The 21555-nt window shown below is 62.1% G+C and carries 19 protein-coding genes; 15 read left to right on the top strand and 4 right to left on the bottom strand.

Going from position 1 to position 21555, the window contains the following annotated elements; genetic code table 11:
* Positions 1 to 25 precede the first annotated feature (25 nt).
* From DJ563_RS01925 to DJ563_RS01905, 5 genes are all read left to right on the top strand, one after another.
* Positions 26 to 529 carry an ureidoglycolate lyase gene (locus tag DJ563_RS01925; protein WP_027592958.1) on the top strand — a complete coding sequence of 168 codons (504 nt, stop codon included), beginning with the start codon at positions 26 to 28 and terminating at the stop codon, positions 527 to 529.
* A gap of 43 nt (positions 530 to 572) precedes the next feature.
* On the top strand, positions 573 to 1901 hold the full coding sequence (locus DJ563_RS01920; protein ID WP_033699385.1) for a urate hydroxylase PuuD: 1329 nt from the start codon (positions 573 to 575) through the stop codon (positions 1899 to 1901).
* A gap of 158 nt (positions 1902 to 2059) precedes the next feature.
* On the top strand, positions 2060 to 3415 hold the full coding sequence (locus DJ563_RS01915) for a nucleobase:cation symporter-2 family protein (RefSeq protein ID WP_033699386.1): 1356 nt from the start codon (positions 2060 to 2062) through the stop codon (positions 3413 to 3415).
* A 142-nt stretch (positions 3416 to 3557) separates the two neighbouring features.
* Complete coding sequence (locus DJ563_RS01910; protein ID WP_033699387.1) at positions 3558 to 4343, top strand: outer membrane protein OmpK; 786 nt, start codon at positions 3558 to 3560, stop codon at positions 4341 to 4343.
* Between the two features lie 352 nt (positions 4344 to 4695).
* Positions 4696 to 5478, top strand: coding sequence for an outer membrane protein OmpK (locus DJ563_RS01905; protein ID WP_027592962.1), 783 nt, complete (start codon positions 4696 to 4698; stop codon positions 5476 to 5478).
* A gap of 43 nt (positions 5479 to 5521) precedes the next feature.
* On the opposite strand, the gene DJ563_RS01900 is transcribed toward DJ563_RS01905, so the two are convergent.
* The gene (locus DJ563_RS01900; protein WP_274098872.1) at positions 5522 to 6436 is read right to left on the bottom strand and encodes a DUF808 domain-containing protein; all 915 of its coding nucleotides are present in this window, start codon (positions 6434 to 6436) and stop codon (positions 5522 to 5524) included.
* Positions 6437 to 6568: 132 nt separating this feature from the next.
* On the opposite strand from DJ563_RS01900, the gene DJ563_RS01895 reads away from it, so the two are divergent.
* Positions 6569 to 7180, top strand: a complete 612-nt coding sequence (locus DJ563_RS01895; RefSeq protein WP_033699390.1) for a TetR/AcrR family transcriptional regulator — start codon at positions 6569 to 6571, stop codon at positions 7178 to 7180.
* 43 nt (positions 7181 to 7223) lie between these two features.
* Here the strand turns inward: DJ563_RS01895 and DJ563_RS01890 are convergent, their stop codons facing one another.
* Positions 7224 to 7664 carry a GlcG/HbpS family heme-binding protein gene (locus DJ563_RS01890; RefSeq protein WP_033699392.1) on the bottom strand — a complete coding sequence of 147 codons (441 nt, stop codon included), beginning with the start codon at positions 7662 to 7664 and terminating at the stop codon, positions 7224 to 7226.
* 257 nt (positions 7665 to 7921) lie between these two features.
* Between DJ563_RS01890 and gcl the strand changes: the two genes are divergently transcribed.
* The 7 genes from gcl (at position 7922) to DJ563_RS01855 (ending at position 16311) form a co-directional block, all read left to right on the top strand.
* Entirely contained in the window at positions 7922 to 9697 is a 1776-nt protein-coding gene (gene gcl / locus DJ563_RS01885) for a glyoxylate carboligase (protein WP_033699393.1), read from the top strand.
* A 66-nt stretch (positions 9698 to 9763) separates the two neighbouring features.
* On the top strand, positions 9764 to 10546 hold the full coding sequence (gene hyi, locus DJ563_RS01880; protein ID WP_033699395.1) for a hydroxypyruvate isomerase: 783 nt from the start codon (positions 9764 to 9766) through the stop codon (positions 10544 to 10546).
* 72 nt (positions 10547 to 10618) lie between these two features.
* Positions 10619 to 11512 carry a 2-hydroxy-3-oxopropionate reductase gene (locus DJ563_RS01875; RefSeq protein ID WP_033699398.1) on the top strand — a complete coding sequence of 298 codons (894 nt, stop codon included), beginning with the start codon at positions 10619 to 10621 and terminating at the stop codon, positions 11510 to 11512.
* 166 nt (positions 11513 to 11678) lie between these two features.
* The gene (locus DJ563_RS01870; protein ID WP_434518721.1) at positions 11679 to 12953 is read left to right on the top strand and encodes a glycerate kinase type-2 family protein; all 1275 of its coding nucleotides are present in this window, start codon (positions 11679 to 11681) and stop codon (positions 12951 to 12953) included.
* Positions 12950 to 14365 (top strand): pyruvate kinase, encoded by a 1416-nt coding sequence (pyk, locus tag DJ563_RS01865; protein WP_274098873.1) that lies wholly within the window; start codon positions 12950 to 12952, stop codon positions 14363 to 14365. The genes DJ563_RS01870 and pyk overlap by 4 nt, the downstream gene beginning before the upstream one ends.
* A gap of 193 nt (positions 14366 to 14558) precedes the next feature.
* Positions 14559 to 15434, top strand: coding sequence for an urea transporter (locus DJ563_RS01860; protein ID WP_434518720.1), 876 nt, complete (start codon positions 14559 to 14561; stop codon positions 15432 to 15434).
* A 55-nt stretch (positions 15435 to 15489) separates the two neighbouring features.
* Positions 15490 to 16311: an ion transporter gene (locus DJ563_RS01855; protein ID WP_434518719.1), complete on the top strand. Its 822-nt coding sequence runs from the start codon at positions 15490 to 15492 to the stop codon at positions 16309 to 16311.
* Positions 16312 to 16487: 176 nt separating this feature from the next.
* Here DJ563_RS01855 and DJ563_RS01850 read toward each other — a convergent pair whose 3' ends face one another.
* Positions 16488 to 17213 carry an RHS repeat-associated core domain-containing protein gene (locus DJ563_RS01850; protein ID WP_434518718.1) on the bottom strand — a complete coding sequence of 242 codons (726 nt, stop codon included), beginning with the start codon at positions 17211 to 17213 and terminating at the stop codon, positions 16488 to 16490.
* Between the two features lie 186 nt (positions 17214 to 17399).
* On the opposite strand from DJ563_RS01850, the gene DJ563_RS01845 reads away from it, so the two are divergent.
* Both DJ563_RS01845 and DJ563_RS01840 read left to right on the top strand, forming a co-directional pair.
* Entirely contained in the window at positions 17400 to 18398 is a 999-nt protein-coding gene (locus DJ563_RS01845) for a sulfate ABC transporter substrate-binding protein (RefSeq protein ID WP_274100456.1), read from the top strand.
* Positions 18399 to 18547: 149 nt separating this feature from the next.
* Positions 18548 to 20572 carry a mechanosensitive ion channel family protein gene (locus DJ563_RS01840; protein ID WP_274100455.1) on the top strand — a complete coding sequence of 675 codons (2025 nt, stop codon included), beginning with the start codon at positions 18548 to 18550 and terminating at the stop codon, positions 20570 to 20572.
* A gap of 56 nt (positions 20573 to 20628) precedes the next feature.
* On the opposite strand, the gene DJ563_RS01835 is transcribed toward DJ563_RS01840, so the two are convergent.
* Entirely contained in the window at positions 20629 to 21555 is a 927-nt protein-coding gene (locus DJ563_RS01835; protein WP_434518717.1) for a class I SAM-dependent methyltransferase, read from the bottom strand.

The following is a 21555-nucleotide window of genomic DNA, read 5'->3' as shown; positions in this document are numbered from 1 at the left end:
TAACGAACATAGAAGAGATAACCGCATGCGCACCCTGATGATCGAGCCCCTGACCAAAGAAGCCTTCGCCCCGTTCGGTGACGTGATCGAAACCGATGGCAGTGACCACTTCATGATCAACAACGGCTCGACCATGCGCTTTCACAAGCTCGCCACGGTCGAGACCGCCGAGCCTGAAGACAAAGCGATCATCAGCATCTTCCGCGCCGACGCGCTGGACATGCCGCTGACCGTACGCATGCTGGAACGCCATCCGCTGGGCAGCCAGGCTTTCATCCCGCTGCTCGGCAACCCCTTTCTGATCGTGGTCGCGCCCGTTGGCGATGCACCTGTATCAGGTTTGGTCCGCGCCTTCCGCAGTAACGGCAGGCAGGGCATCAATTACCATCGCGGCGTCTGGCACCACCCGGTGCTGACGATCGAAAAGCGGGATGATTTCCTGGTGGTTGATCGCAGTGGTTCTGGCAACAACTGCGATGAGCATTACTTCACCGAGGAACAGATGCTGATCCTCAATCCCCACCAATAAGAAAAGGTCGATCATCGCAAGGTGATTGGCAGAGGTACATACTGTGGAAGCACACCTTCACGAATGGCTGAACCTGAGCATTCGCTGGGTTCACATGATCACCGGTGTCGCCTGGATCGGTGCATCGTTCTACTTCGTCTGGCTGGAGAACCACCTGAACCGAAGCAACCCGCGCGATGGGTTGTCGGGTGATCTCTGGGCGATTCACGGCGGTGGTATCTACCACCTGGAGAAATACAAACTCGCACCCCCGAAAATGCCCGAGAACCTGCACTGGTTCAAATGGGAAGCCTATTTCACCTGGATGTCCGGTATCGCCCTGCTGTGCGTGGTGTTCTACTGGAACCCGGCCCTGTACCTGCTGGCCCCTGGCAGCACCCTGAGCGGTGCAGAAGGCGTGGCCATCGGTATCGGTTCGCTGATCGCCGGCTGGTTCATCTACGACTTCCTGTGCGACTCGCCCCTGGGCAAGAAGCCAGCGCTGCTCGGTGGTGTACTGTTCGTGCTGATCATCGCTGCCTGCTGGGGCTTCAGCCTGGTGTTCAGCGGCCGTGGCGCTTACCTGCACACCGGCGCGATCATCGGCACCATCATGGTCGGCAACGTGTTCCGCATCATCATGCCGGCCCAGCGCCAGCTGGTGGCCGCGATCGAGAGCAACACCACCCCCGACCCGCGCCTGCCGGCCAAGGGCCTGCTGCGCTCGCGCCACAACAACTACTTCACCCTGCCGGTGCTGTTCATCATGATCAGCAACCATTTCCCGAGCACCTACGGTAGCCAGTACAACTGGCTGATCCTGGCCGGTATCGCAGTAGCCGCGGTTCTGATCCGCCACTACTTCAACACCCGCCACGACAGCAACAAGTACGCCTGGACCCTGCCCGTCGGCGCCCTGGCGATGATCTGCCTGGCCTACGTCACCGGCCCGAAACCGATGGCCGTAAGCCCTGAGCAAGCCGCAGCGAAGATCGAGTACCAGCCGCTGCCTGCGACTGCTGTCGGTGGCAAGACCGCTGCCGAGCAGCGCGCCGAGGATGCCGCCAAGGCTGCGCAAGCGCCAGCCGCACCTGCGCAAGCACCGGCCCAGGCCGCTGCCCAGGCCGGTGGTGGCGACTTTGACAAGATCCACAATGTCATCCAGGAACGCTGCACCGTGTGCCACTCGTCGAAACCGACCAGCCCACTGTTCAGCGCCGCCCCTGCCGGCGTGATGTTCGACACCCCGCAGCAGATCCAGGCCCAGGCCGCGCGCATTCAGGCGCAAGCGGTCGCCAGCCAGATCATGCCGCTGGGCAACATCACCCAGATGACCACCGAAGAGCGCAAGCTCGTTGGTGACTGGATCGCCAAAGGCGCCCAGGTCAACTGATAGAAGCCGCAAGCTTCAAGCCTCAAGCTGTAAGTCGTAGGTAACAAGCAAGCATCGAGCGTCAAGCTCCAACGCGGATCACCAAGCTTCTTCTTGAAGCTTGCCGCTTGGAGCTTGCCGCTTGGATCCGAGAATAAAAACAAAACTCGAGGTGCTGCATGTCCGAGTCACGCAAGGCGTACATCCCTGTTGCGCCGCCGCGTCAGCCTCTGCCCCTGTTCCAACTGATTCTGGTAGGCCTGCAACATGTACTGCTGATGTACGGAGGCGCGATTGCCGTGCCTTTGATCATTGGCCAGGCTGCTGGATTGTCCCGTGAAGAAGTTGCCTTCCTGATCAACGCCGACCTGCTGGTCGCAGGCGTCGCCACCATCATCCAGTCGTTCGGTATCGGCCCGGTAGGGATCCGCATGCCGGTGATGATGGGTGCCAGCTTCGCTGCCGTCGGCAGCATGGTGGCCATGGCCGGCATGCCAGGGGTGGGCTTGCAGGGGATCTTCGGCGCGACCATCGCCGCCGGGTTCTTCGGCATGCTGATCGCGCCCTTCATGTCCAAGGTCGTGCGCTTCTTCCCGCCCCTGGTTACCGGTACCGTGATCACCTCGATCGGCCTGTCGCTGTTCCCGGTTGCGGTCAACTGGGCCGGTGGCGGCCATGAGGCAGAAGCCTTCGGTTCGCCCATCTACCTGATGGTCGCGGGCCTGGTGCTGGCCGTGATCCTGTTGATCAACCGCTTCATGCGCGGCTTCTGGGTCAACGTTTCGGTGCTGGTGGGCATGGGCCTGGGTTACATCCTGGCCGGCTCCATCGGCATGGTCGACCTGTCTGGCCTGAGCCAGGCACCGTGGCTGCAAGTGGTGACCCCACTGCACTTCGGCATGCCGACCTTCAGCCTGGCGCCGATCCTGTCGATGTGCCTGGTGGTGGTGATCATCTTCGTCGAGTCCACGGGCATGTTCCTCGCCCTGGGCAAGGTGACCGATCGTGAAGTCACCCCCGGCATGCTGCGTCGCGGCCTGCTGTGCGATGCCGGCGCGTCGTTCATCGCGGGCTTCTTCAACACCTTCACCCACTCCTCGTTCGCCCAGAACATCGGCCTGGTGCAGATGACCGGGGTACGCTGCCGCTACGTTACCGTGGTGGCCGGTGCGCTGTTGATCATGCTCAGCCTGCTGCCCAAGGCGGCCTACCTGATTGCCTCGATCCCGCCTGCGGTACTGGGCGGCGCGTCCATTGCCATGTTCGGCATGGTCACCGCCACCGGGATCAAGATTCTTCAGGAAGCGGACATCGGCGACCGTCGCAACCAGTTGCTGGTGGCGGTGAGCGTCGGTTTCGGGCTGATCCCCGTGGTGCGCCCGGATTTCTTCGCGCAGATGCCGCAGTGGATGGAACCGATCACCCACAGTGGCATCGCCATGGCCACGGTCAGTGCCTTGGTGTTGAACGTGTTGTTCAACATCCTCGGTGGCGCCGACCGCGCGGCGCATAACGACGCCTGTCACCAGCATTGAGCCCGAGGGGCGGCGCATTGGCCGCCCCTCACTCACACCCGCAGTAACCGCTACACCGTCGGCCCGCCGGAATGGGCCGCTCGGGGCGCCCCTGCGCGCTAAAAACACCGCCAACAAAAACAATAAGTCCGGGAATCACAACATGAAGCGCATCACCTCGTCCCTGTTGTTGGGCAGCAGCCTGCTGGCCACCCTCCCCTCGCATGCAGGCGAATGGCTGCAATGGCACGGCGAAAGCCTGACCTACCTGTACGGCAAGGACTTCAAGGTCAACCCTGGTATCCAGCAGACCATCACGTTCGAGCACGCCAACAAATGGAAGTACGGCGACACCTTCATGTTCGTCGACAAGATTTTCTACAACGGCAAGGCCGACCCCGGCAAAGGCGTGACCACCTACTACGGTGAGTTCAGCCCGCGCCTGTCGCTTGGCAAGATGACCGGCCACAAATTCGAGTTCGGCCCGATCAAAGACGTGCTGATCGCCATGACCTACGAGCGTGGCGAAGGCGACAACGAGGCTTACCTGATCGGCCCCGGTTTCGATCTGGCCGTCCCCGGCTTCAACTATTTCACCTTGAACTTCTATGTGCGCAACACCGAGGGCAGCCGCCCGGGTGACAACGTCTGGCAGATCACCCCGGCGTGGTCCTACACCATCCCCGTGGGCCGCTCCGACATCCTGATCGACGGTTACATGGACTGGGTGGTGGACAACGACCAGACCCGTCGCGGTACCTACCACGCCAACCTGCAGTTCAACCCACAGGTCAAGTATGACCTTGGCAAGGCCCTGAACCTGGGCGCCAAACAGTTGTACGTAGGCTTTGAATACAGCTACTGGAAGGACAAGTACGGCATCGACAGCCGTGGCAACGTGGACAGCAACCAGAGCGTCGCCAGCGCCCTGGTCAAAGTCCATTTCTAAGAAATTGACCAAACGCACAAGTTTGTTTCACAGCGCTCCAGGACGGAGCACTTGAGGACCGGCGCGCAAGCCAGTAATCTGCGCGCCCCCTCGCTCAGGGCAGAACGGATTCTGCCTGCGTTTACTGACCGCTCAGTCAATGAATTCGGGCGGTTGGCCAACGTGTTGCCAGCCTGAAAAACCCTTTTCATCCGTTCAGAACGTAGTCGAGCAGGAAGGTTGTGCCAGCCCCGAAAAGTTGGCGCAGCTCTTGCCAAACAGCTGTGGCCTATCGAAAAAAGCTGACTCAAAAGACAAAAAAGCGCCAACAACGAGCGCTGACAACAGATCAATCAAGGGAGCGACACTCGCAATGCGTACCATCAACAGCCTGATCCTCGCCGGCGGCCTGCTGGCCTGCGGCACCACCTTCGGCGGCGACCTGCTGCAGTGGCAGAACAACAGCCTCACCTACCTGTGGGGCAAGAACTTCAAGGTCAACCCCGAGATCCAGCAGACGGTGACGTTCGAGCATGCCGATGGCTGGAAGTACGGCGACAACTTCATCTTCGTCGACAAGATCTTCTACCAGGGCAAGAAAGACGCCGGGAACGGCCCCAACACCTACTACGGTGAAATCAGCCCGCGCCTGTCGTTTGGCAAGATCTTCGACCAGAAGCTGGCGTTCGGCCCGGTCAAGGACGTGCTGTTGGCGATGACCTACGAGTTTGGCGAGGGGGATACCGAGTCTTACCTGATCGGCCCTGGCTTCGACCTGGACATCCCCGGTTTCGACTACTTCCAGCTGAACTTCTACCAGCGCACCACCGACGGCAGCCGCGCGGGTGACAACGTCTGGCAGATTACCCCGGTGTGGTCGTACACCATCCCTGTGGGCTCGTCCGACATCCTCATCGACGGCTTCATGGACTGGGTGGTGGACAACGACGAGAACCGTCGCGGTACCTACCAGGCCAACCTGCACTTCAACCCGCAGGTCAAATATGACCTGGGCAAGGCGTTGCACCTGGGTGAGAAGCAGCTGTACGTAGGTTTTGAGTACGACTACTGGAAGAACAAGTACGGCATCAAGGACAGCGATGCCTTCACGACCGACCAGAATACGGCGAGCTTCCTGGTCAAGGTTCACTTCTGACCTGAAAGACCACAGGGGCCGCTTTGCGGCGCCTGTGTCACAGTCACTGAGCCGGGCGCATTACCCGCCACAACTTGCTCAAACCGCTCACTACCGCCAACACGGCAGCGCCCGCAACAATGCCCACACCCCCGTTGAGCAATGCGCCCGTCAGCGCCCCGCCGCGCCCTTCGCTGAACGCCTCGATCGCATGATGCAACGGCCCGATGCCATGCACCAGAATCCCGCCGCCGACCAAGAACATCGCCGCAGTGCCGATCACCGACAGGCTTTTCATCATGTAAGGCGCCGCGCGCAGGATGCCGTTACCCACCACCTGCGCCAGCTTCGACGCCTTCTGCGTCATCCACAGGCCAAGGTCATCGAGCTTGACGATGCCGCCTACCAGCCCGTAAACGCCGATGGTCATGACAATGGCGATACCCGACAGCACGATGATCTGCTGGGTCAACGGCGCATCGGCCACGGTGCCCAGGGTAATGGCGATGATTTCTGCCGAGAGGATGAAGTCGGTGCGTACCGCGCCCTTGATCTTGGTTTTCTCGAAGGCCACCAGGTCGACATTGGCGTCGGCCACGGCTTCCTTGCGCGCCTCATGCTGCGCGTCGTCCTCTTCCTTGCTGTGCAAGAACTTGTGCGCGAGTTTTTCGAAGCCCTCGAAGCACAGGTAAGCGCCGCCGATCATCAACAAGGGCGTTACCGCCCAAGGGATGAACGCACTGATCAGCAACGCCGCCGGCACCAGGATCGCCTTGTTGACGAACGAGCCCTTGGCCACCGCCCACACCACCGGGATCTCGCGCTCGGCCCGTACGCCAGTGACCTGCTGAGCATTGAGCGCCAGGTCGTCACCTAATACGCCAGCAGTCTTCTTCGCCGCGACTTTGGTCATGAGTGACACGTCGTCGAGCACCGTGGCGATGTCGTCGATCAGTACCAGTAGACTGCTGCCTGCCATGTTTGCCTGTTTCCCGTGAAATGAATGTGCCGGAGTCTAGCCGAAAGTCGCTGCCTTGAGCGCCCGTCGAGCCCGGTGCTACCATGCCCGATCCCTCTTAGAGGTGGCCAGACACGAGGAAGATCCCTGACCATGAGCACCATTCGCGAGCGCAACAAGGAACTGATCCTGCGCGCGGCCAGCGAGGAATTCGCAGACAAGGGCTTCGCCGCCACCAAGACCAGCGATATCGCGGCCAAGGCCGGCCTGCCCAAACCAAACGTGTACTACTACTTCAAATCCAAGGACAACCTCTACCGCGAGGTCCTGGAGAGCATCATCGCGCCGATCATGCAGGCCTCGACGCCGTTCAATGCCGACGGTGACCCCAAGGAAGTGTTGAGTTCGTACATTCGCTCGAAGATCCGCATCTCGCGCGACCTGCCGCATGCATCCAAGGTGTTTGCCAGCGAGATCATGCACGGTGCGCCGCATTTGTCGCCCAACCAGGTCGAGCAACTCAACGAACAGGCGCGGCACAACATCGAGTGCATCCAGGGCTGGATCGAGCGCGGGCAGATTGCCAATGTGGATGCGCATCACCTGATGTTCAGCATCTGGGCGGCGACCCAGACCTATGCCGATTTCGATTGGCAGATCTCGGCGGTGACGGGCAAGGCCAAGCTGGCCGACAGTGATTATGACGCGGCGGCCGAGACCATCATTCGGCTGGTGCTCAAGGGCTGTGAGCCTGAGGCGGCCTGATCGGGCCAATGGGGCTGCATAGCAGCCCCAACAATCTAAGCTATTACGCCGCCACCCCCGCATCCGCCGTCAACCCAACCTCCTCGATCGCACTGATCGCGCACTGCTCGTCGATATCCGACGTATCGCCGCTGATCCCCACCGCACCCAGCACCTTGCCGTCCTGATCACGAATCAGCACGCCACCCGGCGCCGGCACCACCGGCCGCTCCCCTAACCCATTCAGCGCGGCAAAGAACGCCGGCCGTTGCTGCGCATCCAGCGCCAGCAAACGCGAGCCCTTGCCCAAGGCAATCGCACCCCAGGCTTTACCGGTAGCCACTTCCGGGCGAATCAGGCTAGCGCCATCCTCCCGCTGCAGCGCCAGCACGTGCCCGCCCGCATCCAGCACCGCCACGGTCAGTGGCGCCGCATTGATCTTGCGGCCTGCGGCCAGCGCGGCATTCACCAGGCTTACCGCGACTTTCAGGTTCAGAACGTTCATGAAAAGGTCCTCTTCTTGTTGTGAGAAGCCCTGAGGGCAGTTGAAAACCGATAACCTAAATAGAACACAACGAAAGATATTTTTGTATACAATATTTTTAAACGATCGTACCAGATCCGACAGAACCCAGTTTTCACGGGCTCTCCGACGAAAGCCACCTTCCCCGATGAAAATCCATTGACCTAGCCCGCCAGGCGTGAATACACTCTGTCGCAAAGCAAGTTGTATACAATTACAAAATCGATGAGGCACAACCCATGAGCAAAATGAGAGCAATCGATGCAGCCGTTCTGGTCATGCGCCGTGAAGGTGTAGATACCGCGTTCGGCATCCCAGGGGCTGCCATCAACCCGCTGTACTCAGCCCTGAAAAAAGTCGGTGGCATCGATCACGTCCTCGCTCGTCACGTCGAAGGTGCCTCGCACATGGCCGAGGGCTACACCCGTGCCAACCCAGGCAACATCGGCGTGTGCATCGGTACCTCCGGCCCTGCCGGCACCGACATGGTCACCGGCCTGTACAGCGCGTCGGCCGACTCCATTCCAATCCTCTGCATCACTGGCCAAGCCCCGCGTGCACGTCTGCACAAGGAAGACTTCCAGGCTGTCGACATCACCAGCATCGTCAAGCCGGTCACCAAGTGGGCCACCACCGTACTGGAGCCAGGCCAAGTGCCTTACGCGTTCCAGAAGGCCTTCTATGAAATGCGTACCGGCCGCCCAGGCCCGGTACTGATCGACCTGCCGTTCGACGTGCAGATGGCCGAAATCGAATTCGACATCGACGCCTACGAGCCGCTGGCCGTCAACAAGCCATCCGCCACTCGCGTCCAGGCCGAAAAAGCCCTGGCCCTGCTCAATGATGCCGAGCGCCCACTGCTGGTTGCAGGTGGCGGCATCATCAACGCCGACGCCAGCGACAAGCTGGTCGAGTTCGCCGAGCTGACCGGCGTACCGGTGATTCCGACCCTGATGGGCTGGGGCACCATCCCGGACGACCACGCCCTGATGGTTGGCATGGTCGGCCTGCAGACTTCGCACCGCTACGGCAACGCCACCCTGCTGAAATCCGACCTGGTGTTCGGTATCGGTAACCGTTGGGCCAACCGCCACACCGGCTCCGTCGATGTTTACACCGAAGGCCGCAAGTTCGTGCACGTGGACATCGAGCCAACCCAGATCGGCCGCGTGTTCACTCCCGACCTGGGCATCGTTTCAGACGCTGGCAAGGCACTGGACGTGTTCCTCGAAGTGGCCCGCGAGTGGAAAGCCGCCGGCAAGCTCAAGGACCGCAGCGCCTGGCTGGAAGACTGCCAGCAGCGCAAGGCCAGCCTGCAGCGCAAGACCCACTTCGACAACGTGCCGGTCAAGCCGCAGCGCGTGTACGAAGAGATGAACCAGGTATTCGGCAAGGACACCTGCTACGTCAGCACCATCGGCCTGTCGCAGATCGCCGGTGCGCAGTTCCTGCACGTGTACAAGCCACGCAACTGGATCAACTGCGGCCAGGCCGGCCCGCTGGGCTGGACCATCCCTGCTGCCCTGGGCGTGGTCAAGGCCGACCCATCGCGCAAGGTTGTCGCCCTGTCGGGTGACTACGACTTCCAGTTCATGATCGAAGAACTGGCTGTCGGTGCGCAGTTCAACCTGCCGTACGTTCACGTGCTGGTGAACAACGCCTACCTCGGCCTGATCCGCCAGGCGCAGCGTGGCTTCGACATGGATTACTGTGTACAACTGGCGTTCGAGAACATCAACTCGACCGACGCTGCCAGCTACGGTGTCGACCACGTTGCCGTGGTCGAAGGCCTGGGCTGCAAAGCCATCCGCGTATTCGAACCAGGCGAAATCGCCCCTGCCCTGCTCAAGGCGCAGAAGATGGCCGAAGAGTTCCGCGTGCCGGTCGTGGTCGAGGTGATCCTCGAGCGTGTCACCAACATTTCCATGGGTACCGAGATCAACGCCGTCAACGAGTTCGAAGACCTGGCCCTGGTCGGCAACGACGCGCCAACCGCGATCTCGATGCTCGACTGATTGCCTGACGCCCCCGTGCATCCCGCCTATGTGGCGCCGGGGGCTTTAATCTGCAAGGAGACAACCATGCCTCGCTTCGCTGCCAACCTGTCCATGCTGTTCACCGAACAGGACTTCCTGGCCCGCTTCAAGGCCGCCGCCGATGCTGGTTTCAGCGGTGTCGAATACCTCTTCCCGTACGATTTCAGCGCTGCCGAAATCAAGCAACAGCTCGACGCTCACGGCCTGACCCAGGTGTTGTTCAACCTGCCGGCCGGCGATTGGGGCAAGGGCGAACGCGGTATTGCCTGCCACCCGGACCGCGTCGAAGAATTCCGCGCCGGCGTCGACAAGGCCATCGAATACGCCAAGGTACTGGGCAACACCCAGGTCAACGCCTTGGCCGGCATTCGCCCGCAGGGCCTGCAATGCGCCGATGTGCGCAAGACCTTCGTCGACAACCTGCGCTTTGCCGCCGACAAGCTCAAGGCCGCAGGCATTCGCCTGGTCATGGAAATGATCAACACCCGCGACATCCCAGGCTTCTACCTGAACACCACCCAGCAAGCTCTGGACATCCAGGCCGAAGTTGGCAGCGACAACCTGTTCCTGCAATACGACATCTACCACATGCAGATCATGGAAGGTGACCTGGCCCGCACCATCGAGGGCAACCTGAAACTGATCAACCACATCCAGCTGGCCGACAACCCGGGCCGCAACGAACCAGGCACCGGCGAGATCAACTACCGCTTCCTGTTCGAGCACCTGGACCGCATCGGCTACCAGGGCTGGGTGGGCGCGGAATACAAGCCACTGACCACGACCGAAGCAGGTCTGGGCTGGCTGAAGACCCACAATGCAATCTGAAGGCTAGAGCCCCCGCCCCGACAGGGGCCGGGTCGCGCTTGAGATTCTATAAATACAAAGAGGCACATTCTCATGGCTAAAATCGGTTTTATCGGCACCGGCATCATGGGCAAGCCCATGGCTCAGAACCTGCAAAAAGCAGGTCACAGCCTGTTCGTCTCCACCCACCACGATGCTGCCCCGGCCGACCTGATCGCCGCCGGCGCCGTGGCCCTGGCCAACCCGAAAGAAGTTGCCCAGGAAGCTGAGTTCATCATCGTCATGGTCCCCGACACCCCACAGGTCGAAGCCGTCCTGTTCGGTGAAAACGGCGTGGCCGAAGGTGTGGGCCCGAACAAGGTAGTGATCGACATGAGCTCGATCTCGCCTACCGCCACCAAGGCCTTCGCCGAGAAGATCAAGGCCACTGGCGCCGCCTACCTGGACGCCCCGGTGTCCGGCGGTGAAGTCGGTGCCAAGGCCGCGACCCTGAGCATCATGGTCGGCGGTTGCCCGAAAGCCTTCGAGCGCGCACTGCCGCTGTTCGAAGCCATGGGCAAGAACATCACCCGCGTAGGTGGCAACGGCGACGGCCAGACCGCCAAGGTCGCCAACCAGATCATCGTCGCCCTGAACATCCAGGCCGTCAGCGAAGCGCTGCTGTTCGCCGCCAAGAACGGCGCCGACCCTGCCAAAGTGCGTGAAGCACTGATGGGCGGCTTCGCTTCGTCGAAAATCCTCGAAGTGCACGCCGAGCGCATGATCAAAGGCACCTTCGACCCAGGCTTCCGCATCAACCTGCACCAGAAGGACCTGAACCTGGCCCTGCAAGGCGCCAAGGAGCTGGGCATCAACCTGCCCAACACCTCCAACGCCCAGCAAGTGTTCAACACCTGCCAGGCCCTGGGCGGCGGCAACTGGGACCACTCGGCGCTGATCAAAGGCCTGGAGCACATGGCCAACTTCTCGATCCGCGACGAGAAATAAGCTTCAAGCTGTAAGCCTCGAGCGGCAAGCAAAAGCAGGTCTGCTTTTACTTGTGGCTTGTAGCTTGAAGCTTGCAGCTCTGGGGACCGCCCCTGGTTCGGCCTGCACGGAGGCAGTTCCAGGGGCGTTTTCGATTCTGCAGAACAACAATAATTGGGAGCCTGCCATGTCGGTCGATCCGCAAAAAATTCTTCGCGAGCTGTTCGACACAGCCATCGCCGCCGCCCACCCGCGCCAAGTCCTCGAACCCTACCTGCCCGCCGACCGTAGCGGCCGGGTCATCGTCATCGGCGCCGGCAAGGCCGCAGCCGCCATGGCCGAAGTGGTCGAGAAAAGCTGGCAGGGCGAAGTGTCCGGCCTCGTCGTCACCCGCTACGGCCACGGCGCCAACTGCCAGAAGATCGAGGTGGTCGAAGCCGCCCACCCGGTCCCCGATGCCGCTGGCCTGGCCGTGGCCAAACGCGTGCTGGAACTGGTCAGCAACCTGAACGAAGACGACCGCGTCATCTTCCTGCTGTCTGGTGGCGGTTCGGCCCTGTTGGCCCTGCCTGCCGAGGGCCTGACCCTGGCCGACAAGCAGCACATCAACAAGGCACTGCTCAAGTCTGGCGCCACCATCGGCGAGATGAACTGCGTGCGCAAGCACCTCTCGGCGATCAAGGGCGGCCGCCTGGCCAAAGCCTGCTGGCCCGCCACCGTCTACACCTATGCGATTTCCGATGTGCCTGGCGACCTGGCGACAGTCATCGCCTCCGGCCCCACCGTCGCCGACCCGAGCACCAGCGCCGACGCCCTGGCCATCCTCAAGCGCTACAACATCGACGCGCCCAAGGCGGTCATCGACTGGCTCAACAACCCAGCCTCGGAAACCGTCAAGGCCGATGACCCAGCCCTGGCTCGCAGCCATTTCCAATTGATCGCCAAGCCCCAGCAATCGCTGGAAGCCGCTGCGGTCAAAGCCCGCCAGGCCGGTTTCAGCCCGCTGATTCTCGGCGACCTGGAAGGCGAGTCGCGCGAAGTGGCCAAGGTGCACGCCGGTATTGCCCGGCAGATCGTGCTGCACGGCCAGCCGCTCAAGGCGCCCTGCGTGATCCTCTCTGGCGGTGAAACCACCGTCACCGTGCGCGGCAACGGCCGTGGCGGGCGCAACGCCGAGTTCCTGCTCAGCCTCACCGAGAACCTCAAGGGCCTGCCAGGCGTGTACGCCCTGGCCGGCGACACCGACGGCATCGATGGCTCCGAAGAAAACGCCGGTGCCTTCATGACCCCGGGCAGCTACGCCCGTGCCGAAGCCCTGGGCCTTTCGGCCAGCGACGAGTTGGACAACAACAACGGCTACGGCTACTTCGCCGCGCTCGATGCGTTGATCGTCACCGAGCCGACGCGCACCAACGTCAACGACTTCCGCGCCATCCTGATCCTCGAGACTCCGCAATCATGACGCCTGATAAAAAAGTCAAAATCCTCGCCACCCTCGGCCCTGCGACCCAGGGTATCGACGACATCCGCCAACTGGTCGAAGCCGGGGTGAACATCTTCCGCCTCAACTTCAGCCACGGCGAGCACGCCGACCACGCCATGCGCTACCAGTGGATCCGTGAAGTCGAGCAGCAACTGAACTACCCGCTAGGCATCCTCATGGACTTGCAGGGGCCGAAGCTGCGCGTTGGCCGCTTTGCCGAAGGCAAGGTGCAGCTGCAGCGCGGCCAGGCCCTGCGCCTGGACCTGGACAAAGCCCCGGGCGACAACCGCCGGGTCAACCTGCCACACCCGGAGATCATCGCCGCGCTGGAGCCAGGCATGGACCTGCTGCTGGATGACGGCAAGCTGCGCCTGCGGGTGACCGCCAAGCACAGCGATGCCATCGACACCGAAGTGCTGGCCGGTGGCGAGCTGTCCGACCGCAAGGGCGTCAACGTGCCGCAAGCGGTGCTGGCGCTCTCCCCGCTGACTGAAAAAGACCGTCTCGACCTGGCCTTTGGCCTTGAACTGGGCGTGGACTGGGTGGCCCTGTCGTTCGTGCAGCGCCCGGAAGACATTACCGAAGCGCGCCAGTTGATCGGTGACCGCGCCTACCTGATGGCCAAGATCGAGAAGCCATCCGCAGTCGAACAGCTGCAGGCGATCGCCGAGCTGTCCGACGCGATCATGGTGGCCCGTGGCGACCTGGGCGTGGAAGTGCCGGCCGAAAGTGTGCCGCAGATCCAGAAGCGCATTATCGGCACCTGCCGCCAGCTGGGCAAACCGGTGGTGGTGGCCACGCAGATGCTTGAGTCGATGCGCTTCTCGCCAGCCCCGACCCGCGCCGAAGTCACCGACGTGGCCAACGCCGTGGCCGAAGGTGCCGATGCGGTGATGCTGTCGGCCGAGACTGCGTCGGGCGATTACCCGCTGGAAGCCGTGCAGATGATGAGCAAGATCATCCGCCAGGTGGAGAACGGCCCGGACTACCAGGCCCAGCTCGACGTTGGCCGGCCAAAAGCCGAGGCCACCGTGTCGGACGCCATCAGCTGCGCGATCCGCCGTATCAGCGGCATCCTGCCGGTGGCGGTGCTGGTCAACTACAGCGAGTCGGGCGCCTCGACCCTGCGCGCCGCCCGCGAGCGACCACGGGCACCGATCCTCAACCTGACGCCGAACTTGAACACCGCGCGTCGCCTGAGCGTGGCCTGGGGCGTGCACTCGGTGGTCAACGACCGCCTGCGCCAGGTTGACGAGATCTGCTCGACGGCGTTGGAGATTGCCCAGGCGCAAGGCATGGCCAGCCGCGGTGACACGCTGCTGATCACCGCGGGTGTGCCTTTCGGCAAGCCAGGCTCGACTAATACGCTACGGATCGAGACCTTGGTCTGATTCTGGGCCCTTTCGCGGGGCAAGCCCGCTCCCACAGGGACTGCATGGCATTCAATTGCCTTGCGTCTGTGGGAGCGGGCTTGCCCCGCGAATGGAGGGCAAAGCCCTCCCCGAACACCGTTACACCAGACCTGCGGAAAACCCGAGGCCCAAAGAGGCCCACCGCTCAACCCTCAACCTTACCGACTGCCCCATGTACACCAAAAATTTCGTCAACCCGTGCCCCGACTGGGCCACGGCGCTGCTCAACGGCTTCAGCCAAGTGCTGCTGCTGCGCAACCCCCTGTGCGGCCTGTGCTGCCTGCTGGCCATCCTGCTGACCGCCCCCAGCCTGGTCGGTGGCGCCCTGCTCGGCGCCCTCGCCAGCCTGCTCACCGCACAACGGCGCGGCTACAACCGCGCCGACCGCCAAGCCGGCTTGTACTGCTACAACGGCGTGCTGATCGGCATCCTGATCAGTGCGGTGCTGCCATGGTCGGCCATCCTGCCGCCGCTGATCATTGCTGCTGGCGGGCTGTCGAGCATCATCACCCACCAGTGGCGCAAGCGCGGCGGCAAGTTGCTGGTCGCCTACACCGCCCCCTTCGTCCTGCTCGGCTGGGGCACCCTGCTGTTGGCCGAGCCCTCGACCGCACTGCATGTGGAAGCCGACCCGCTGTATGCGCTGCTGCGTGGTGTGGGCCAGGTATTCTTGCTCGACAAGCCAATGGCGGGCCTGCTGATCGTAATCGGCATGTACCTTGCCAATCCTTATGCAGCAACCTGGGCGGTGATCGGCTCTGCCATCGGCGCTGGCGTCGCATTACTGACCGACCAGGCGCAGGTAGCCTGGATGGGTTTGTACGGCTTCAACGCTGCATTGGCAGCGTTGGCGTTCAGCAGGCAGGGCGAGCGCCCGTGGGTGACACTGCTGGCGATTGCACTGGCCCTGCTGCTGCAACCCCTGTTCACCTTGTTGCCGGTGGCCGGGCTGACCGCGCCCTTCGTCACAGCCTGCTGGCTCATGCACCTGGGCAACTACCTGGCTCAACTCAATCAGCGGCGCAATGCATCCCGCTTGCACAGCTGAAACGCAGCCCCTAGGCTCAGCCCATCGCTTTCTTTATCGCTTTGTGGACGAGCCAATGAACAACCCTGCGAGCCTGCGCGAGCGGCTCTACATCATCGTCTTCCAGACCGACACCGTGGCTGGAAGACGCTTCGACAAAACCCTCCTGCTGATCATCCTCGCCAGCCTGGTCACAGTGATCCTCGACAGCATCGACGCTGTCCATCAGGGCTACGCCGGCCTGCTGGCGGGCATCGAATGGGGTTTCACCGCGATCTTCCTGGCCGAATACCTGACGCGCCTGTACTGCTCGCCCAAACCCTTGCGCTACGCCTTCAGCTTCTACGGCCTGGTCGACCTGCTGGCGATCGTCCCTGGAGTCATCGCCCTCTATTACAGCGACGCGCAGTACCTGCTGATCATTCGCGTGATCCGCATGCTGCGGATCTTCCGCGTGCTCAAGCTCGGCCAGTACCTCAAGCAGGCCAACTACCTAATGGCGGCGCTGCGCGGCAGCAAGCAGAAGATCATCGTGTTCCTGGTCACCGTGTCGACCCTGGTGACCGTGTTCGGCACCTTGATGTACGTCATCGAAGGCCCCGAGCATGGCTTTACCAGCATTCCCAAGGGCATCTACTGGGCGATCGTCACCCTGACCACCGTGGGCTTTGGCGACATCGTGCCGAAGACGCCGCTGGGGCAGGTGCTGTCGTCGCTGGTGATGATCACCGGCTATTCGATCATTGCCGTGCCCACCGGGATTTTCACCGCCGAGCTGGCCAATGCCATGCGCGGGGAGCAACTGCAGCATGACTGCCCGACGTGCAGCAAAAAAAACCATGAGCATGGGGCGGCGTTCTGTTCGCGCTGCGGGAATGTGCTGTTTCCCAAGCAGTGATGCCGACTGTTACAGCCCTTCCATCGGGTAGGAGCGGCCTTGTGTCGCGAAAGGAGGGCAAAGCCCTCCCCGAACACCGATTCACCACACATGCGGTCGGCGCCTGGCTCAGCGCACCCGTCAACTGACAGATCTGATAGTTGACGAAGCTCCCGAAAAGAAACTGCGGGAATGCATTATTCACCAAAATCTACTGATCCACGAGGTGGCAGACCTTGACGAATTCTCGAAATACTTTGCTCAAGAATCTGCTGCTTAGTGGCATTGAACGCATCCTTTGCATCGGGGCCGAGATGCTGTCGCATCGTGTCCCCTAAAGCGCCCATTGTTTCAGCGGATACGTACTCATAAAAGACAGATAGCATTTGCTCCGACCGGAGCGCGTTCTGAGGATCGAGGTTCTGATTTTCAACATCATCAACCTCGATATTGAGGGACTGGTAGCTCACAGATTTTGGTTGGCTTTTTCGCTCTTCATAGCTGAGCACGCTCGACTCTGATCGCAACGTTCGGCCTGTTCGCTTCATCAGCTTTGTCGCTTTGAGTGCGCCAGTCATAGAGAACTTGTGCCCAGAGGGGTCAACTCGATTTACTGGATCTCCAGCACAGTAGGCATAGGTATTCAACCCGCCCTCGCCAAAGGGGCTGTCAGCATCCGGCGCAAGAAACCTCCGGAGGACCGGGCGGTACATTCTGTATCCGTTACCGAGCAAATACCCTTGACTGACCGTTTCCAACCACTCGCCATTGAATCCTATGGAGATGCCATCTTCGAAGGCACGATGACCGTATACACAGTAGATCTGCCTCTGCACATCACTATCAGCTAGAGCCAATAGGACGGAGCCGGCGCTGTCGCTGGATAGCAGACAAGCCGTCTGTCTTACCTTCCGAGACCGCATCGCCCTGCCCTCTTCTAATTCCTCACGTCACTTCACTACGCCTGCAGCCTCCCTTCAACTGGCAGAATTACCAGGTGGCCAAACCAAGTGCATAAGCAAAGCGCCATTCGGTCTTTAAATGCCCAAGAACCAAACGCTATAGTCGCAGGCAGTCTGCCCACAACCTTTCAAGAACAAGGAAGCAACGTGAAAAAACTCTTCACCGCCTCGCTGCTCGCCGCAGGCCTGGCCTTTGGCAACTTGGCCCAGGCCGCCCCGACCCTGCTCAACGTCTCCTACGACGTGATGCGTGACTTCTACAAGGACTACAACCCGGCCTTCCAGAAACACTGGGAAGCCGAGCACAACGAGAAGGTCAACGTGCAGATGTCCTTCGGCGGTTCGAGCAAGCAGGCGCGTGCGGTCATCGATGGCCTGCCGGCCGATGTCATCACCATGAACATGGCCACCGACATCAATGCCTTGGTCGATCACGGCAAGCTGGTGCCGGACAACTGGGTGACGCGCCTGCCGAACAACAGCGCGCCGTTCACTTCGGCCACCGTGTTCATCGTGCGCAAAGGCAACCCCAAGGCACTGAAAGACTGGCCCGACCTGCTCAAGGACGGCGTGCAGGTGATCGTGCCCAACCCCAAGACCTCGGGTAACGGCCGCTATACCTACCTGTCAGCCTGGGGCTATGTGCTCAAGCAAGGCGGTGACGAGGCCAAGGCCCGTGACTTCGTCGGCAAGCTGTTCAAGCAGGCGCCAGTCCTCGATACCGGTGGCCGCGCCGCCACCACCACCTTCATGACCAACCAGATCGGCGACGTGCTGGTGACCTTCGAGAACGAAGCCGAAATGATCGCCCGCGAGTTCGGCCGCGACCAGTTCGAAGTGGTCTACCCAAGTGTGTCCGCCGAAGCCGAGCCACCGGTAAGCGTGGTCGACAAGGTGGTGGCGAAGAAAGGTACCCAGGCGGTGGCCGAGGAGTACCTGAAGTACCTGTGGTCGCCAGAAGCCCAGGAAATCGCGGCCAACAACTACCTGCGCCCACGCGATGCGACAGTGCTGGCCAAGTACACCGACCGCTTCCCGAAAGTGGACTTCCTGTCGGTAGAGAAGACCTTTGGTGACTGGCGCACCGTGCAAAAAACCCACTTCAACGACGGTGGCGTGTTCGACCAGATCTATACCAATCAGTAATTGATCCAGCCAGTGTCGGCCTCTGTGGCAGCGGGTCTACCCGCGCAGAGGCCGGTGCTGATAACACACCACATCGAACTTTCCCCACCCCCACCAATCAGTTCCTTGAGTAACCCTGCCCCGCTCACCCCGGCCGAAGGAGTACTCCAGTGCTGCGTTACCTCTCCACCCTGCTGCTCGGCTGCCTGCTGAGCACCCATCTGCTGGCTGCAGACCCTGCACCTGCCGAAGAACAACCCACCGAACCGGAACCGGTCCTGCAAGGCGGGCTGCTCGGCGCCCTGGCCGACGGCCTGGACAGCGCCGCCCAGGAACTTGACCTCGATGCCCACCTGGTCGATGCCTGGCGCCTGCGCACCGACCGCGCGGCCAAGGAAATGGAACGCCTGGTCGACCGCCACTCGGCCAGCGATTCGCTGCAGTTGGCGGCCAACTTCATCTTGCTGACCCTCACCTGGGCCGCCAGCTTCGCGGTGCTTACCAGCCTCGGCCGCTGGCTCAGCAAGCGCGCTTCGGCCACCCCATGGCTGAACGAGCGCCAGCGCGCCAGCAGCCTGCTCGGCTACCTGCTGCCCTATACCCTGCCGGCGCTGGCCAGCCTCCCGCTGACCCTCTACGTCAGCCGTTTCCTCGACCCCTCGGTAGCCCGTGCCCTGGGCCTGAGCCTGGCCTACGCGACCAGCAGCGGCCTGTTCTCGACCTCGATCATCCTGTGCTTGATTACATTGTTCGATGCCGGCCACAAGCGCCCGGCCGTGGCCGTGATCAAGCGCCTGGCCCCGCGACCGCTGTTTCTGATCGGCTTCCTGGCGGCCTGGAGCGATGCCTTGACCAGCCCGCAGATCGCCCGCCAGTTGGGCGGCAACATCACCGCCAGCATCGCGGTGTTCACCGGCCTGGCCGCCACGTTCATCTTCGCCAGCCTGGTGATCCGCCTGCGCCGCCCGGTGGCCCATCTGATTCGCAACCGTGCGCTCAAGGACCGCGTGCAACACCGGGCCGTGCAGGAAACCCTGCGGATCTTCTCGGTGCTGTGGTACTTGCCGATCCTGCTGATGATCCTGGTCTCGGCGATTCACCTGATCGGCGCCGGCGAAGAAAGCCAGAAGGCGCTGCAAAAGGCCTTGCTGACTACCGTGCTGCTGGTGTCCACGGTGTTTCTCAGCACCTTGCTGCAGCACCTGCTGGCGCCCCGCGAAGTGGATGCCGGGCAACGGGTACGGCCTTACAAGGAACTGCTGCGCAGCCTCGCCCACGCGCTGTTGCGCATCGCCATGGCGGTGGCTTTCATCGAGCTGCTCGGGCGCATCTGGGGCGTTTCGGTGATCGGCTTCGCCCTGAGCAACAGCCTGGGCCAGGCCATCAGCAATTCGCTGTCGAGCATCGGCCTGATCCTGCTGGTGACCTGGCTGCTATGGGTGGTCCTCGACACCGCCATCCAGGAAGCGCTGAAACCCGCCGTCGGGCGCCGTGCAGCGCGCCAGCCGAGTACCCGGGTGCGGACCATCCTGCCGATGCTGCGCAACGCCGTAAAAGTGGTGCTGATCGTCATCTGCACCATCACCACCATGGCCAACCTGGGTATCAACGTCGCACCCCTGCTGGCCGGTGCCGGGGTAATCGGCCTGGCCATCGGCTTCGGCTCGCAGCAACTGGTGCAGGACGTGATCACGGGGCTGTTCATCTTGATCGAAGACACCATCTCGATCGGTGACTGGGTGGTGCTCGACTCAGGCCATGCCGGCACCGTCGAAAGCCTGACCATCCGCACCCTGCGCCTGCGCGACGGCAAGGGGTTCGTGCACTCGGTGCCGTTCGGCCAGATCAAGGCAGTCACCAACCAGTCGCGCCAGTTCGCCTATGCGTTCTTCTCGGTGCAGTTCACTTACGACAGCGACGTGGATGAATCGCTGGCACTGATCCATGAGGTGGGGCAGTCGATCAGCGACGATCCGCTGCTGCGCATCAACCTGCAGGGGCCGCTGCAGGTGTTCGGGGTGGACCGCATGGACTTGAACGGGTTTGTCCTGACGGCGCAGTTCCGTACCATTTCCGGCGGGCAGTATGCGGTTAGCCGGGCGTTCAATGAACGGCTGAAGAAGCGTGTGGACCAGACCGAGAAAGTGAGCTTTGCCCAGGTGTATCCGCTGCCGGTACGCGCCGTTACTGCTTGATGCAGGCACGCCCGGCCCCTTCGCGGGCAAACCGCGAAGGGGGGGTACAGGAAGACTCAGGCCTGGCGGAATACCAAGGCCTTCAAGCCCCCCGCTGGGTCTGCATCAGGAAACTCCGGCGGGTTCTCCAGCCGCTCGACGAAGGCCAACGTCGGCGCCTGCTCGGCCATGCCCTCGATCAGAAACTCCGGGCCGATTGCCGGGTCGTTCACACATGCCAGCACCGTGCCGCCCTCGTTCAGCAACTCAGGCAAGCGCCGCAAGATCTTCGCGTAGTCCTGGGTCAACACAAAGCTGCCCTTCTGGAAGGTCGGCGGGTCGATGATGATCAGGTCATAAGGGCCGTACTTGCGCACCTTGCCCCACGATTTGAACAATTCATGCCCCAGGTACGCCACCCGCGACGCATCGTGGCCATTGAGCCGGTGATTGTCGCGCCCGCTGGACAACGCCGACTTGGCCATGTCCAGGTTCACCACCTGTTCGGCGCCCCCGGCGATGGCCGCCAGCGAAAAACCACAGGTATAGGCGAACAGGTTCAGCACCCGCTTGCCCGCCGCCTGCTCGCGCACCCAGCGCCGGCCATAGCGCATGTCCAGGAACAGGCCGTTGTTCTGGCGCACGCCCAGGTCCAGCAGGTAGGTCAGGCCATCCTCGACCACCTCGCGTTGCTGGCACGGCTCGCCCAGCAACCATTGGCCGGGGCTGTCCGGCAGGTAGCGGTGCTGGATGAGGATGGCCTGGCCAGCCCATTGCGGGCGCTGCGCCAGGCTCTGCAACATGGCCTCCAGCTCGGCCAGCTGGCCTTCCGGCGGCTCGCGGAACAGCGCTACTGACAGCACGCCCTGGAGCCAGTCCACAGTCACTTGCTCAAGGCCCGGCCAGCAGCGGCCGCGGCCGTGGAACAGCCGGCGGGTTTCCTGCGGGGCGGGGTCGAGGGCGGTGAGCAGGTGTTGCTCGAGGGTCTGGATCGGCGAGGTCAT

Origin of the sequence: Pseudomonas sp. NFX1 (genome assembly GCF_051123555.1) — a bacterium.
Taxonomy (GTDB): Bacteria; Pseudomonadota; Gammaproteobacteria; order Pseudomonadales; family Pseudomonadaceae; genus Aquipseudomonas; species Aquipseudomonas capeferrum.
Note: the sequence above shows the minus strand (reverse complement) of the source record. Positions and strands in the feature narration are given on the sequence as shown.